Source organism: Microcoleus sp. AT8-A3, assembly GCF_036705675.1.
GTDB lineage: Bacteria > Cyanobacteriota > Cyanobacteriia > Cyanobacteriales > Microcoleaceae > Microcoleus.
Genome location: NZ_JAUBVD010000096.1, coordinates 1 through 13,752, shown reverse-complemented (window position 1 = coordinate 13,752; position 13,752 = coordinate 1). Strand labels below are relative to the sequence as shown.

16 protein-coding genes and 1 pseudogene are annotated in these 13,752 nt (G+C 43.4%); 9 read left to right on the top strand and 8 right to left on the bottom strand.

Annotation, left to right across the window (positions count from 1 at the left end; genetic code table 11):
- Positions 1-496: 496 nt before the first annotated feature.
- A complete protein-coding gene (locus tag QUB51_RS28915; protein WP_333058436.1) occupies positions 497-757 on the bottom strand; it encodes a hypothetical protein in 261 nt (86 codons plus the stop codon).
- A 307-nt stretch (positions 758-1,064) separates the two neighbouring features.
- Positions 1,065-2,096 carry a hypothetical protein gene (locus QUB51_RS28910; protein WP_333058437.1) on the bottom strand — a complete coding sequence of 344 codons (1,032 nt, stop codon included), beginning with the start codon at positions 2,094-2,096 and terminating at the stop codon, positions 1,065-1,067.
- A gap of 103 nt (positions 2,097-2,199) precedes the next feature.
- Here QUB51_RS28910 and QUB51_RS28905 point away from each other — a divergent pair, with 103 nt between their 5' ends.
- Together QUB51_RS28905 and QUB51_RS28900 are read left to right on the top strand one after the other, a co-directional pair.
- A complete protein-coding gene (locus QUB51_RS28905; protein ID WP_333058438.1) occupies positions 2,200-3,135 on the top strand; it encodes a metallophosphoesterase in 936 nt (311 codons plus the stop codon).
- Between the two features lie 27 nt (positions 3,136-3,162).
- Positions 3,163-3,645 (top strand): PD-(D/E)XK nuclease superfamily protein, encoded by a 483-nt coding sequence (locus QUB51_RS28900; protein ID WP_333058439.1) that lies wholly within the window; start codon positions 3,163-3,165, stop codon positions 3,643-3,645.
- A 227-nt stretch (positions 3,646-3,872) separates the two neighbouring features.
- Here the strand turns inward: QUB51_RS28900 and QUB51_RS28895 are convergent, their stop codons facing one another.
- On the bottom strand, positions 3,873-4,748 hold the full coding sequence (locus tag QUB51_RS28895) for a DNA adenine methylase (RefSeq protein WP_333264300.1): 876 nt from the start codon (positions 4,746-4,748) through the stop codon (positions 3,873-3,875).
- A gap of 274 nt (positions 4,749-5,022) precedes the next feature.
- On the opposite strand from QUB51_RS28895, the gene QUB51_RS28890 reads away from it, so the two are divergent.
- From QUB51_RS28890 to QUB51_RS28870, 5 genes are all read left to right on the top strand, one after another.
- Entirely contained in the window at positions 5,023-5,226 is a 204-nt protein-coding gene (locus QUB51_RS28890) for a DUF751 family protein (protein ID WP_190657763.1), read from the top strand.
- Between the two features lie 90 nt (positions 5,227-5,316).
- Complete coding sequence (locus QUB51_RS28885) at positions 5,317-5,487, top strand: hypothetical protein (RefSeq protein ID WP_333240936.1); 171 nt, start codon at positions 5,317-5,319, stop codon at positions 5,485-5,487.
- An 83-nt stretch (positions 5,488-5,570) separates the two neighbouring features.
- A complete protein-coding gene (locus QUB51_RS28880; protein WP_333058442.1) occupies positions 5,571-5,963 on the top strand; it encodes a PadR family transcriptional regulator in 393 nt (130 codons plus the stop codon).
- 318 nt (positions 5,964-6,281) lie between these two features.
- Positions 6,282-6,824 carry a cofactor assembly of complex C subunit B gene (locus tag QUB51_RS28875; protein WP_333264297.1) on the top strand — a complete coding sequence of 181 codons (543 nt, stop codon included), beginning with the start codon at positions 6,282-6,284 and terminating at the stop codon, positions 6,822-6,824.
- A gap of 91 nt (positions 6,825-6,915) precedes the next feature.
- Positions 6,916-7,113, top strand: coding sequence for a hypothetical protein (locus tag QUB51_RS28870; RefSeq protein WP_333264294.1), 198 nt, complete (start codon positions 6,916-6,918; stop codon positions 7,111-7,113).
- Between the two features lie 70 nt (positions 7,114-7,183).
- On the opposite strand, the gene QUB51_RS28865 is transcribed toward QUB51_RS28870, so the two are convergent.
- On the bottom strand, positions 7,184-7,507 hold the full coding sequence (locus QUB51_RS28865; protein ID WP_006635576.1) for a DUF3155 domain-containing protein: 324 nt from the start codon (positions 7,505-7,507) through the stop codon (positions 7,184-7,186).
- Positions 7,508-7,613: 106 nt separating this feature from the next.
- A complete protein-coding gene (locus QUB51_RS28860) occupies positions 7,614-7,781 on the bottom strand; it encodes a hypothetical protein (RefSeq protein ID WP_333058444.1) in 168 nt (55 codons plus the stop codon).
- Between the two features lie 121 nt (positions 7,782-7,902).
- Here QUB51_RS28860 and QUB51_RS28855 point away from each other — a divergent pair, with 121 nt between their 5' ends.
- A complete protein-coding gene (locus tag QUB51_RS28855) occupies positions 7,903-9,288 on the top strand; it encodes a HAMP domain-containing sensor histidine kinase (protein WP_333264291.1) in 1,386 nt (461 codons plus the stop codon).
- Positions 9,289-9,316: 28 nt separating this feature from the next.
- Positions 9,317-10,009 carry a hypothetical protein gene (locus QUB51_RS28850; protein ID WP_333058446.1) on the top strand — a complete coding sequence of 231 codons (693 nt, stop codon included), beginning with the start codon at positions 9,317-9,319 and terminating at the stop codon, positions 10,007-10,009.
- 221 nt (positions 10,010-10,230) lie between these two features.
- On the opposite strand, the pseudogene QUB51_RS28845 reads toward QUB51_RS28850, so the two are convergent.
- The 3 genes and pseudogenes from QUB51_RS28845 to QUB51_RS28835 form a co-directional block, all read right to left on the bottom strand.
- Positions 10,231-10,402, bottom strand: a pseudogene (locus QUB51_RS28845) (IS1 family transposase); the annotation flags it as partial.
- A gap of 610 nt (positions 10,403-11,012) precedes the next feature.
- A complete protein-coding gene (locus QUB51_RS28840; protein WP_333212712.1) occupies positions 11,013-12,548 on the bottom strand; it encodes an ATP-binding protein in 1,536 nt (511 codons plus the stop codon).
- Between the two features lie 175 nt (positions 12,549-12,723).
- Positions 12,724-13,752: GAF domain-containing sensor histidine kinase (locus tag QUB51_RS28835; protein WP_333264288.1), on the bottom strand; the 1,029-nt coding region annotated here is incomplete at its 5' end.

The window sequence follows — 13,752 nt, the reverse complement described above, 5'->3', positions numbered from 1 at the left end:
ATCTACTGAATATGCTTTCATTTGTGTATTTTTTTAATCTATTCTTATTGTACCTCATAACACCCGGAAGTGCTGTAGTTTCAAACTAACTAATTGATGCGCTTCACCCTTCATTCAAGAAGAATGTGTGGATTCGGACTTAATCAAGTTTTTAGTGCGTGATTTTTAGTGAGCTGCCAAGCTTTTATTAAGAATAATGTTCCCGTATTTTCGGCAGCAAGTCAATCACGGAAATTACTGATATTTTCCGTCGGCTACTGGAAAACTGGCAGTGTCCGCAACAACTTAATAGCAGAGCATATGTGAAGGTTGCTGCGCTAGTTAGTTTGTTTGACTGATAAATTGTGATTGAATTGTTAAAATTTTACAGATTATTTATCAAAGTAATGTACGTTACTCAGCCAAAATACTTAGATTTTTGTAGGCTGGCATTTCAAGCCTACTTAAATTTACTGACTGGAAATTACGGAACAACGGGAGCATCTCTGTTTGGCTTTTATAGTGCGAGATATTCAATAGTTCGCACTGTAAAAAAAATGCTTTTTGCAAAAATGAAATGCTCCCTGTTGTTCCCTTGTTCATAATAAATGAAAGAATTGGCTGACACGTAAACATCCGAACGTTCTTGAAAGTAAAGTTTGACAGCTTCTACGCTGTAAGTCATGTAATCGCGCGTGATGTCGCTTTCAGCCATCGGCTCTCCGTCGCTGCTGGGATATTCAATTTCTAGTTGTTCGACTTGAGTTAAAATTGTCATTTTTCAATTTTCCTCAAAGTTATTAATTTAATGTCCGGTAAATAAGTTTGGTAGGGTGCGTCGCTGCGATATCTTGGATAAAACTTGCAGATTATAGATGGCGACGCACCTGACACGGGATATCGTAATATTGTGTGTATCACATATACATGAAATATGCTGTATAAACGGAGGACACGGCACTGCCGTGTCCCTACAATTAATGGGGTATGGCCACTCCAAAAGCCGTGTCCTCGGTATGATTCCGATGCAGCCGGAAACGATATAACATCTGTTTGAGAGTCTACAAATACAGACTATTTAAATTCTAATTAATCCCTCTGTCTAAAATAATCATTTCCGAACCAACAACCGGACTTCTAGCTATTAAATTGCCTTCCATATTCGCAATTTCTAACTTGCTGAAATCGAGTGAGTTAGCCTCCTTCCACATCTTCGTTGCTAGTTGATTTTGCTCAACTGCGCTGAGTTTGTACCAATCTTCAGCGACTTTTACTGTCAAAATGCTGCTGGCAAAATTAGCTTGAACAGACTCAACTAAACCGCCGCCCAGTCGATTCTTAATGTCAGTAACTTGATTTTGAATCGCAGCAATCAGAGACTGTTCGGGCGTCAGCGGTGGCGGTGGGATAATTTCTACTGGTTGCGGTTTTTCCGGCGCCACTAAATCGGGCAACTTGCTTTTGAAGTTAGTAGAGATTGGCTTAGATGGTACGATCGCCTCTGGGGATTTTGGCGTTCCCGATGCCATAAAATCACCAAAAGTTTGCGGCGACTGCTGCGCTGCTGGCAAAGGCACTTTTGCTAATTTCTCCGGCGGTTTGGCTGAGAAACTGTTGAAAGTTAAACCGACTACAACGATTAGAATTGCTGCTAGGGCGGCGTTTAAAATTGGATCGGACAGCTTCTGGTTCGTAGATGGTGGCAGTAGCGATCGCACTAGCCGCACAATACTTTTCCAAAGTACAGCGACTTTCTCTAAAAAACTCCCTTCCGGGCGTTGGGATACAGGCTTTTTCTCAACTTTTACAGCAACTTTTGGTGGCACGCTGTTAACTTCCACAGCAACAGCCGGAGGAGTTACTGTTGCTGAGTCAGAAGTGGTGGGTGCGATCGGCTTTTCTTGCTGCAACGAGGGTTCGGCTGGTACTTTTTTACCTTTTTTTCCCAAATTCCCGATCGAGGCCATCAAAGTTTTGATTCTCTGATTTTTGGGAACCGCGCTGCTGGCATTTTGAGTTTTGCTGCCAGTGGGGGCAGACTTTGGGGCCGAAGCAACCTCCGGTGTCGGAGATTGAGAGGGTTCTGGAGTTGGTTGGTTTAGTTGTTCTTCTGACATTTTCTCTGCCTTGGGGCGTTGCAAATATATGTAAACGAGATAAATTTTAATTGAGCCATCTCAACCTTAATTTATCATTTAACTTAGTTGTAACCGAATCAAAATGAGCATCAAACGTCGTCACTTTCTAATTTTAGGCAGTCTCAGCAGCTTAGGTTTTGCCGCCGTCTCGAAAATGTTTCAGCTTCGGAGTGCCGGGGGTACAGACGCCAACGCTGCTGTCCCTTCTAACGTTGAGGCAGAAAGGGCGATCGTCCCTTTACCGGCCTCACAGCCTATTTTACGCTTTATTTCGGTAGCCGACACCGGTACCGGGGCTGAAGGTCAGTATGCTGTGGCTGAGGCGATGACCCAATATCACCGGGAAAACCCTTTTAATGTTGCTGTTCTCGCCGGCGACAATATCTACAATAACGGCGAAATTGAAAAAATCAATGCTGTTTTCGAGCGACCTTATCAGCCATTATTACAGCAAGGTGTAAAATTTTATGCTTGTCTGGGAAATCACGATATCCGCACTGCTAACGGCGATCCGCAAGTTAAATATGCGGGTTTTAATATGCAAGGTCGCTACTATACTTTTCGGCGAGATCCAGTACAGTTTTTTGCTTTAGATACCAATCACAATGCGGATTGGAAAAATCAGCTTGTTTGGCTGGAAAAAGAGTTGAGTCAGAGCACCGCACCTTGGAAAGTTGTGTTCGGCCACCACCAGATTTATTCCTCTGGCGTCTACGGATTGAATCAACCTTTTATTAAGACTTTGACGCCTTTGTTTCAAAAGTACGGCGTGCAGCTTTATATCAACGGACACGAGCACAGTTACGAACGGACTCGATCGATTAACGGTACGACTTATTTAATTTGCGGTGCCGGCGGGGGCACCCGTGCGGTGGGGCGTTCTGAGTGGACGGAGTATTCTGCTAGCCGCCTGAGTTTTGCGACGTTTGATGTCTATGAAGACCGGATGTTTGTCAGTTCTATTGGTACTGACAAACGGGTTTTTGACAGGGGAGTGATCGAAGTGCGATCGGCTTAATTCAAATTATATTCAGGGGACAACAAAATGAATAGGGGTTTTAGAGCCAATAAAACTGGTTTTGTTTTAGAAACAACTGTAGAAGGTACGTTGAGAGGCCACGGATATCTCGAAATATGTCCCCAGTTGCCGAAAAAGCGCAAGCGAGATTGGCTCTTAAGCTCTACTGAAAATTCCAAGCGATATGCTAAACAGGTTTATATCGGAGCTAGCATTTATGAAACTGAAATAAATGTCGATTTTTATATTGTTGGTTGCGGTTTGTTTCCTCTGGGTCTAATTGTTGAGTGCAAGTGGCAAGAAGACAAAGGTTCAGTAGATGAGAAGTATCCTTACCTTAATTTAAATATTAAAAATTGTTATCGAGTTCCTACTATTGTTATAGTGGGTGGTGATGGTATGAGACAAGGTTCGATCGACTGGTTTAAAAAACAAATTCCTGACAATGACAATCTGTTGGCAGTTCACAAGCTCGAAGGTTTTATTACCTGGGCTAACAAATATCTGTAACAGGAATTATGGAACTTTGCCTCGTGTGGGGAAACTACGTATTGCTCCTACAAAATATGCTTAGGAGTGCGAATTAAATAATTTACACTCTTGAAAGTGGGAAGTAGGGGTTGGGCTTATAGCCCATCCTTTCTGGACGGGCTTTCAGGCCCATCCCACAAGAACCATCACGCATTCTAAGTTATTTAATTCTCATTCCTTAATTAGAGACTTTCCTTAAGGAAGATTTAAAATAAACGTATTAATACTTCTTTGATTTTGCCACGCTTAAAACTATTAGAATTAATTCCCCTAGATGCTGATATTTCAATGAGTTTTGGCAGAGATTGATTGGGGAAAATTTGAGTATCGCGGTAGATTTTTTCGATAAAATCGCAGTTAGAATTAGACAGCATAACTTTCACGCCTCGTTCTGCAAGTTCTGCAAAAATATCTCTCAGTTTAATCTGTTCCGATTCTTTAAAATTATCCCGGCTGTAAGTCGTGAAGTTACTGGTGGCACTGATTGGATAATAAGGCGGGTCAAAATAAACAAAGTCTTCGCTGCTGGTAGCAAAATCCAAAATTTCATCGAATTTTCTGACTTCAATTTGAGCGGGCGCGAGTAAAGATGAGACCGATCGCAGTAAATCTGCTTGACAAATGTTAGGATTTTTGTATCGACCTATGGGAACATTAAATTCACCTTTTGAGTTTTCTCTGTAGAGGCCGTTGTAACAAGTTTTATTTAGGTAAATCAGGCGTGCTGCTTTTTCTGTATCTTTTTTGTAGGAGCGCGATCGCACCGAGTAATAATAATCTTTATTGTTCTTGCTGTGTTCTGACTGATGCTCCTCTAAAAGGAGAATCAGCTCCTCAACTTTATCCCTGACACAGCGATAAGCATTAATCAACTCAGGATTAATATCTGTTAAAACAGCTTGCAAACCAGGGTGCTGCTGTGCTAAGTAAAAAAATACAGCTCCGCCACCCAAAAAAGGCTCGTAGTAAGTTGTGAACTTTTCAGGAAAATAAGGTTGATATTGTCCAATCAACCGAGTTTTGCCTCCAGCCCATTTCAGAAAGGGACGTGGCAAGACGAAAGAAGGTGCGGCAGCAGACATTTATCTAGAAATAACGGCCCTATAATATTTATCACAACTAGAACTCAATAGACATACTTCTGAAGTTGTTACCGGAGGTGGCGTGGCATTAAACAGAGAGTGCTGGAGCCATCGGCGAAAAGTTTTCGTTAGAATTATATATGTCAGCCTCGCCGGCAAAAATGCCCGATCGCCCGATCGGCAGATTTAGCTCCGGCTGTGCCAAAATTGTCTAACTCGCTCACAAGTGTTACCAGTCAAAGATCGTGCTGTGACACTTTACCCCACCAAGCTCATGCAAGATTTTATTAATAACGTCTCTCGCTACCCGCGCTTTTTCATTACGATATGTCTGGGAATTTTCTTTTTCCTGTTCGAGCGACTCAAACCCCTGCTCGATCGACCGGCAACTGCGATCGCCCTGATTAGTTCGATTGTAGCGACTTTTGTCTTTCTAACTTTTACACTGCGGGCTATGTTAGGCCTGAGTTCGGTTTAAAGCCTGCGCTTGAACGCAAACATCAAGGGCAAATTCAGTTAACACACTAACTCCCAAAGTAACTGCCAACTCTTGCAGGCGATCGCACACTTGATAATAGTCGCTGCGATAGATTGGAAGAGGAAGTTAGTCAGCAGCGTTACGTCAGCGCTGCTCAACCAAGGCGCAGGCAAACATTACCGAAGTGCAGGACAAGCGTTTGGGGCTATCAACATTCACTGGGGAAATACTGCACCTCTGTTTCCCCGGTGTCCCACTTAATCATTAGGAAGCGGCACACCCCGCCCCGCTTTCCTCTCCCGTTAACCTGACGGTATCACGAGAGTTTCCAGCGGACAAGACAGATGAAGTTTGAACATATCTATCAATTTTTTCAAGACCCCCCTCCTGTTTATCTAAACAAGGAATTAGCTGTGTGTTACATTCTCTCCGTGTTATTGCGCGGAGATTCCTACGGTACAGAACTGATTGGCCAACTAGAGAGGGAATTCCCCATCTACCGACTATCTGATACCGTTCTCTACAGCGCTCTGAAATTCCTCGAAGATGAAGCCGTAATCACCGGTTACTGGAAAAAAGTAGAAGGACGAGGCCGCCCCCGCCGGATGTATCAAATCCTCCCTGAGTGGCGGCACCAAGCTCAAGACCTCGCTCGTCTCTGGCACGATTACATTGGTCAGGGAAACGGCGCGTCAGAGCGTCGTTCCCGCGCCTTAGAAACCGGTCACATGGGTTAACCGAGTTTGAATCGGATGCCTAAACCCTGGAGATGCTGGCGCTACTTGCAAAGCGATTTGCCTGATTGCCTTCGCTTTGCTCGATCGCCGCACAGCGATTCAAGCATCTACACGGCGCGTCAGGACTTACGCATTGTCACTTGAGAATTAGGGATGATGGGGAGATATGGGAATTGGGTGATGGAGAGCAAAACGCCTTGCAGAAGAAGCTTTCTGCGAATCTTGGTAAAAAAGTGTCTGCGTAAGTCCTCGATCGCTTTTTTATGTAAAGTTCTGTAAAGTAATAGTAGATAATTTCAATTACACAAACTTCTACCGATGGATACTGCTGTTCTTCCTTCTACCTTTGTGCTGACGCTACTGTTGGCTGTTGGCTTGTTTTTCTTCATCAAGGCTTCAGTCAAAGATCGAATCGAACAAGTCAAGCTGGCTTCCGAGAGCGCCCAAGAGTCACTGTTAACCGACTTACAACAGTATTTTGCCCAGAGAGCTTACCGAGTTGCAGCCGTCGATGCCCCCAACTATAAAGTCACGTTTGAGGGTTTTGTGCGGCCGAGTTGGTTTCTAGCTATTTTTCTAACTCTGCTGAGTGCAGGTGGCACTCTGTGCTTGGGACTGGTTTTGGGAATGCTAGTTCCTCAGCAGGGTCAAATTTTCCTAGCTTTGGTACTGCTGTCTCCGCTGGCGGGGATATTTTACTGGAAAAAAGCTGGACGCTCTGAGCAAGTCTCGCTCAAACTCGAATCAGTTGCTGAGTCTGGAAGCCAAACCAAGAGCTTTGTTACTGTCAGAGCTCACCGCGATGAACTAGCAGCCATGCAAAAAGCTTTAGATTTGAAACCGATCGATTATAAAGTTTGACGCGGAACGTTTTTTGATATGCTAGATGCCGTAGTTAGACTTCTAGCTGACAAACAGATGACTCAAGAGCGGATCTCTCGTTGATAAACCAGTGGCTGTTTTTTTGATCGACAAATTCGATCGACAAATTCGATCGACCAAACAGTCAATCAAAAAAAACCATTATCGTGAAAGTGCCAATTGTGGCGATCGCCCTTGGGCTGCGATCACGCCTGTTGCGATGGCTCCTTATACCCTAATTTCTAAGGACTTTTCGCAGAAATTTCAGTTGGCACTCTCCAGACAATGAGAACTCTCGCGCTTTTGTTAAAAAACTTAGAAAAACATTGCTGTCAATGTTTTGAGCTAAACATTTTGAGCTATGCGCGACTGGCTGACACCACAGGAATTTTTTCTGTGGTAGCTTCCAACATCACCTTTAAGCTGGGAAACAAGAAATGGTTCTCTTCTACGTATTGGGCTCCAAATAAACCTTTTTCAGCCCAGAAGTATCTGTCAGTGGTATGCTCGTTACGCTTGACTAACAGCAAAGCTGGGGGAGCAATGCCTTCTGCATGGATGAACTTGCGAGCCGCTGTTACGGGTTTATCTTCGCCGCTCTCGATGCTATATTGAGGCACACACTCTAAAATTCTGCGTCCTTCTTGTCGGCGGCGACTCTTGCGTTTGCGTCTCCTGGCCAATTTCTTTACCTCCTCTGTGAGCAGACAGTATGAGCAGACAGGTTGTAATGATAGCTACCAAATCCGAGGCCAGTATATCCGTTCTAGCTCAAAATTTCAACTGTTTTTAATATATCGACATAATCTTAACATTCGTGCCGATCGACAAAAGTGTAGCGGTTGTGATATGGTTGGCCCCAAGTTCGGGCAATATCAAAGCTTGGGGATCGGTGGAAGCTGCGCGGACGGGGATGCGGGGCAATTTGGGTTCATGAAAGCCCCATGCCTTCAACATAGCTGCCTTCTATCAAAGGGAATAAATCTGAAATCGAGAAGTCTCTCATCAGTAATCGGCAGCCGATCATTTGTAATTTACTTAGAATTCCGTTAGATATCTTAATGTGGCGCTCATGTTAATGCCAGCGAGTTCAGAATTTGTCAAACTTTGCCGTTCGCAGGTGGCCATCGCCGTTAGTTTGGGAGCGAAATTCAGCGCGGTATACCTGACACAAGAGTTGGTAGAAGGCAGCGAAGCAAAGTTGGTGCCGATCGCAGTTTACCCAGAAACCTCAGCCGAATTGGAAGAAAATCAGGGGTTGAGGTTGCAATCTTCCGAAAGCTCGACAGCCAAACCGGTACCGCGACTGCTGGCGCCGCCTGTTGGGCCTGTGGAAGAATCAACGGTAGGGGCGATCGCACCCGATCGACTTCCGGGTAAGGAGCGCACTTCCCATCAGTGCCAAGGCCCGGAGAATTTGTGGCAGCAGCGGATGCAAATTGTGACGCCTCTGATACACGAGGGAGCTGTAATGGGACTCCTAGTCAGCGGTCGGCAAGACAGGCCTTGGAACGAGCGAGAGGAGGCTCAAATACAACAAATTGCTCGCACCTTAGCCCTAGCCTGCATTTTAGACCAGCGATCGCAGTGGATGCAGCAGGAATTGGGTTCGGCCCGGCAAATCCAGGCTCAGGTTTACGACACGATGCACAATTTGCTGCACCAGTTTAAAAGTCCGCTGACAGCGTTGCGAACTTTTGGCAAGCTGTTAGCGCGGCGGCTGGTACCGGAAGATAAAAACCGCAATGTGGCTTTTAGTATTGTCCGTGAGAGCGATCGGCTGCAAGAGTTGCTCGGCCAGTTCGATCGAACTGTTGACACCGGCGAAGCACATCTAAAACTGCGATCGGGCACTTCAGAAAAAGCAATGTCCAATGTCGAATCAATCCGGCATTCTCCTCTGTCGCTGTCACCTGCAGCCAATTTGCAGGAATCCTGTTTTGTTACAGAAGTCTTAAAACCGCTGTTAATTTCCGCCGAGGCGATCGCATCTGAAAGGAATCTGAAATTGGTAGCCGACATGGAGGCGGATTTGCCACCAGTCTGGGCGAACGATCGAGCTTTGCGCGAAGTTTTGAGCAATTTAATTGACAATGCTTTGAAATATACCCCTGCCGGCCGCCAAATTTATATTAAAGTCAGGTACAAAGCAGCAGATGGCGATCGGGCAGGATACAGCCAATTGCCTGCCATAGCAGTTGCCGTCAGCGACACAGGTTCCGGCATTCCTCCCCAGGATTTAGAGCATTTATTTGAGCGGCACTACCGGGGAGAAAAAGCGCAGACAGAAATTCCGGGTACAGGATTAGGTTTGGCGATCGCCCGCGATTTAGTCCGCCAAATGCAAGGAGAAATAGAAGTATTTTCCCCAGTCAATCCTGAATGGCTGCCATCGGCGGAAACTCATTTATATCCAACCGCTCTCGGCACTACATTTGTGGTTTGGCTGCCGGTGAATAAGTAACGAACTCTATTGCTTAGAGACATTTTTTATGAAGCATCTACCTTTATTCGATAAAATTCCCAATTTTTCAACTTCTTTAGAAGTTTTCAAAAAACACTTTTTTCGTGTACGGTTTTTAGCTGCTTTTAACATTCTGACTCTTCTGATTTTGTGCGCGCTGAGCATATACGCCAAACTCAACAACCAGGGAGACGGAGTTGAACGCCTGTTTAGCGATCCTTTTAATTTCTGGTTCCCTTACGAAGGCATTCTCACCGGAGTTTCCGAAGTCCTATGGTGCACCCCAGTCGCAATTTGTGCATTTACTTTCGGAGTGCTGCGCCAAAAAGAGCCGCGGAGTCGATCGGGGATATTCTTATTTTTTAGTGCTTTACTGCTGGGAGTCTTTTTCCTAGATGACAGGTTTCGGATGACTTTGATTATTTCTCGGTTGGGAATATCTAAGAAATTAATTTATTTGTGTTATGGTAGTGCAGTTTTCCTTTACGGAGTTAAGTTTTGGCGATACATCAAAACCACTCCTTACCTGCCATTAGTCGCAGCATTCCTATTGTTGGCTATCTCGCGGTTTGCGGATCCTTTACACTTGCGAAATCAAGGATTACACGCGATGTTAGAAGATGGCACTAAATTATTAGCTCTTCTGAATTTAGCCCTGTATTTTTGGTACGTCTGTCATCATGAAGTTTGGCGGCATTTCCAGCAAAGCGAAAAGCGTTGATCTCCTCCATGATATTACAAAAAAAGCCGTTGCTGAATTAGGGTATCACTAAGGAATGAGAATTAAATAACTTCCACTCTTGAAAGTGGGATGGGCTCTTATAGCCCGTCCAAAAAGGACGGGCTATAAGAGCCCATACCACAATAAAAATTAAAATTGTCAGTTATTTAATTCGCGATCCTAAGCAACGCCGGCGATCGCATAAAAGCCAAATAATTTCTTTAATTTTGATATGGCATGGGAAAATTAGCAAATTTTAGATAGTAAATTAATAATCGAAGATAATATCTGCTAAACTTGTCGTCTGATTTAGAATAACAAAAAGTTTTTCGTTTCAAACGAGCTATCAGGATGTATTAATCTTGTATTTTCGCGCTCAACTCTTGTCCTATATATACAGCATATTTCATGTAGATGTATATCGCGATCGACCGGGTTTCGAGCAACAAAATAAGTAATGATGCGAGAGATATAAAGAAACCCGGTTTCTGGGGTGCAGCTTTAGACACCGCAATGCCATTCCCTTACGGGGATTGAGCCATCGGGGGTTTACTTCATAAACCTGTAATCTGCTCTAAGTTATACCAATTCTCCACAATCTTGCAACAGTTATAAGTTTGTGGTTTGTTTCCTGAAACACTGTAAGCTGTTCTCCATTTAAATTGTGTGTCAAAAATCACTCAAATTCTTGTGGGATGGGCAGGCGAGTCCGTCCCGAATATGCAATTTTAACGCGCAACAGCTTATGCACCGGTGCGGATCTGTGAGATAGTCGCTTTTTTTGATAACTTTTCTAGGGCGACGCACCCGGAGCGCTACTGTTGCATGATTTTTTAGAATTAGTATTAGAAGAATGTGGCTAAAGCCGCAGCGCCTATCCCGAACCCAGAAGGGGGGAACTTGCTGCGGGGAAAAATCCTGTCATAATTCCGATTAATGAGCAATTACCCTATTCTCAGGCAACTGAAAAACGGTATACAATCAATTCAGCCCGATGAGTTTTCTAGGCATCCGCTACGGTGGCGATCTTAGTGGATCTACAGATAGTCGGCAGATCAATAATAAACTGCGTTCCCTGCTCTGGCGTAGAAATACACTCCAATTGACCGCAGTGTTTTTCTATCAGAATTTTTCTGCTGATGGACAATCCCATGCCTGTACCTTTTCCTATGGGCTTAGTAGTAAAAAAGGGAGTGAAAAGTTTAGCACGAACTGTTTCGGTCATGCCCACACCATTATCAGAAATTGTTACCAGGATGTGGGAAGCCGAGCTAATGTTGTCAGGCGAATTGCCGGGTACAACTTCAGTCCGAATCAAAATCTGGGGGTGAAAAACTGCACCATCTTCTCTACTTAGCCGCTCTTCTAAAGCATCTATAGCATTCGCTAAAAGGTTCATAAACACCTGATTGAGCTGACCGGCATAACAGTTCACAAGCGGCAATACGCCATAGTCTTTTATCACATTGATAGCAGGGCGATCGGACTTAGCCTTTAGTCGGTGCTGTAAGATCATCAAAGTGCTATTAATGCCTTCGTGGATATCTACTGATTTAATTTCAGTTTCATCCAACCGAGAAAAATTGCGTAGAGAGTGAACAATATTGCGAATGCGTTCGATCCCTAACTGCATGGAAGAAAGCAATTTTGGTAAATCATCTATGATAAATGGCAACTCTGCATCTTCTATTTCATGGACAATTTCTGCTTCAGGTTGCGGGTAATACCTTTGGTAAAGATTCAACATATTAATGAGTTCTTTAATATAGTCGTTGGCGTGGGACAGATTGCCGTAAATAAAGTTAACCGGATTGTTGATTTCATGAGCGACACCTGCAACTAATTGACCGAGACTAGACATTTTTTCACTTTGAACTAGCTGGAGTTGTGTTTCTTGGAGTTGTTTGACAAAATGATCTAAAGCAACAGATTTTTGGTGTTCTTTTTCTTCACTGAGACGGAGTGCTTTCTCTACTTGTTCGCGTCGCTCTATTTCAGCCTGCAAACTCTGACTCAGAGAAAAACTTCTCAAAGCTGTTAGGATCGTAGTGTATAGCTTTGATGTCGTTAATTCAGTTTTAGTTTTATAGTCATTAATATCGTAATTGATAATAATGCTTTTTTCCGGTACTTGTCCGGGTTGACCCGTGCGTAAAATAATTCGCACTAACTGATTGCCTAAAACTTCTCGGACATATTTAACAAAGTTTAAGCCAGCATCATCTGTTTCCATAATTACATCTAGTAAGATGATGGCAACATCAGGATTTTCTTGGATTAGCTGTCTAGCTTCACGAGCTGAGTAAGCATTAATGAAGGTTAAAGATTTATTTTCAAAGACAAACTTCCTGAGTGATATTTCGGTAGCGGTGTGAACTTGAGCCTCATCATCTACAACTAAAATTTTCCAGCTTTCACTCAGTTTTTCTTCTGTTGTTTCATCTGCAAACAATATCTCGTCATCCGAGTCGATCGCTTCGGCAAAGTATACTGTTTCTGGAGATGGTTGAGTTAAGAAATCGTCAAAATCACTTTTCATTGCTGTACACCTTTATTTTTTACTAATGTGTAGGTTTGAAGTTAGAAAACCTGTTAAGCTAAGCAAAAGGCAGAAGGGAGAAGATTTACACAGCAACCTTTTCAGTCATCCTTATTTTACTTCTAATTAGGTGGACTTACTTAGTTATCTTGGCCAGGAAATCGGAATTAGAACTCTACATTGGTGAATCAATTTGCATCGGTAATTTAATAATAAACTTGGTGCCTCTTCCCACCTCACTTAGACATTCAATTTCACCTTTTAGTTTTTGGGTGACTAAATTGTAGACAATATGTAACCCTAAACCACTGCCACCTTGACCACGCTTAGTGGTAAAAAATGGCTCAAAAATTTTACTTAAGTTTTCTGGGGGAATACCTTTACCTTCATCGGCGTATTCAAACCTTAGCCGATTACCTTCTTGCTCCCAATCAAAGATTAGTTCCCCAGAAATCCCTGGTTCGTAGGCATGAATCAGAGAATTGATTAGCAAGTTTGTCACAACTTGGGACAAGGCTCCTGGATAAGAATCTATAGCAATTTTGCTATCTCCCTTAATTTTAAGCGAATGTTGGCTATTTTTCAACTTTGGTTTTAATTGTAATAAAATTTCATCAAGATAAGGTCTGATCTGGAAAGTACGTCGTTCTTCGCTAGAGCGATCGACTGCTACTTGCTTAAAGCTTTGAATCAAGGCTGCTGCCCGCTCTAGGTTAATTAGAAGTGCCTTACTGCTTTGGGTAGCAATATCGACAAATTCTTCTAAATCCGATCGCTTCATTTTGCCACTTTTATAAATAGATGCAAATTCTGTGGTATTTTCTGCCAAAGCTGAAGCAACCGTGACACCAACTCCGATGGGAGTATTAATTTCGTGGGCAACACCAGCAACTAATCCTCCCAGAGATGCCATTTTTTCAGATTCGACTAGCTGTGTTTGGGTGGCTTTTAAAGCCTCTAGGGTGTTCGATAATTGTTGAGTACGATCGCTCACTAATTGCTCTAAGTTTTGATTAAACTCCTGTAAATTTTTGTAAAGCTGAGCATTTTCAATGGAAATAGCAATTTGGGCAGATAAAAGTTTTAACAATTCTAGGCGATCCGTAGTAAAAGCCCCTTCAGTCAGGTTATTTTCCAAATAAAGAAGGCCAGTCAACTTACCTTGGTGCAGCAGAGGAGTGCAAAGAATAGACTTCGGTTGAGT

What these genes read in the sequence shown, in the direction of transcription:
- QUB51_RS28915 (WP_333058436.1), bottom strand. Translation starts at nt 757, where the DNA reads ATGACAATTTTAACTCAAGTCGAACAACTAGAAATTGAATATCCCAGC.
- QUB51_RS28910 (WP_333058437.1), bottom strand. Translation starts at nt 2,096, where the DNA reads ATGTCAGAAGAACAACTAAACCAACCAACTCCAGAACCCTCTCAATCT.
- QUB51_RS28905 (WP_333058438.1), top strand. Translation starts at nt 2,200, where the DNA reads ATGAGCATCAAACGTCGTCACTTTCTAATTTTAGGCAGTCTCAGCAGC.
- QUB51_RS28900 (WP_333058439.1), top strand. Translation starts at nt 3,163, where the DNA reads ATGAATAGGGGTTTTAGAGCCAATAAAACTGGTTTTGTTTTAGAAACA.
- QUB51_RS28895 (WP_333264300.1), bottom strand. Translation starts at nt 4,748, where the DNA reads ATGTCTGCTGCCGCACCTTCTTTCGTCTTGCCACGTCCCTTTCTGAAA.
- QUB51_RS28890 (WP_190657763.1), top strand. Translation starts at nt 5,023, where the DNA reads ATGCAAGATTTTATTAATAACGTCTCTCGCTACCCGCGCTTTTTCATT.
- QUB51_RS28880 (WP_333058442.1), top strand. Translation starts at nt 5,571, where the DNA reads ATGAAGTTTGAACATATCTATCAATTTTTTCAAGACCCCCCTCCTGTT.
- QUB51_RS28875 (WP_333264297.1), top strand. Translation starts at nt 6,282, where the DNA reads ATGGATACTGCTGTTCTTCCTTCTACCTTTGTGCTGACGCTACTGTTG.
- QUB51_RS28860 (WP_333058444.1), bottom strand. Translation starts at nt 7,781, where the DNA reads ATGTTGAAGGCATGGGGCTTTCATGAACCCAAATTGCCCCGCATCCCC.
- QUB51_RS28855 (WP_333264291.1), top strand. Translation starts at nt 7,903, where the DNA reads ATGCCAGCGAGTTCAGAATTTGTCAAACTTTGCCGTTCGCAGGTGGCC.
- QUB51_RS28850 (WP_333058446.1), top strand. Translation starts at nt 9,317, where the DNA reads ATGAAGCATCTACCTTTATTCGATAAAATTCCCAATTTTTCAACTTCT.
- QUB51_RS28840 (WP_333212712.1), bottom strand. Translation starts at nt 12,548, where the DNA reads ATGAAAAGTGATTTTGACGATTTCTTAACTCAACCATCTCCAGAAACA.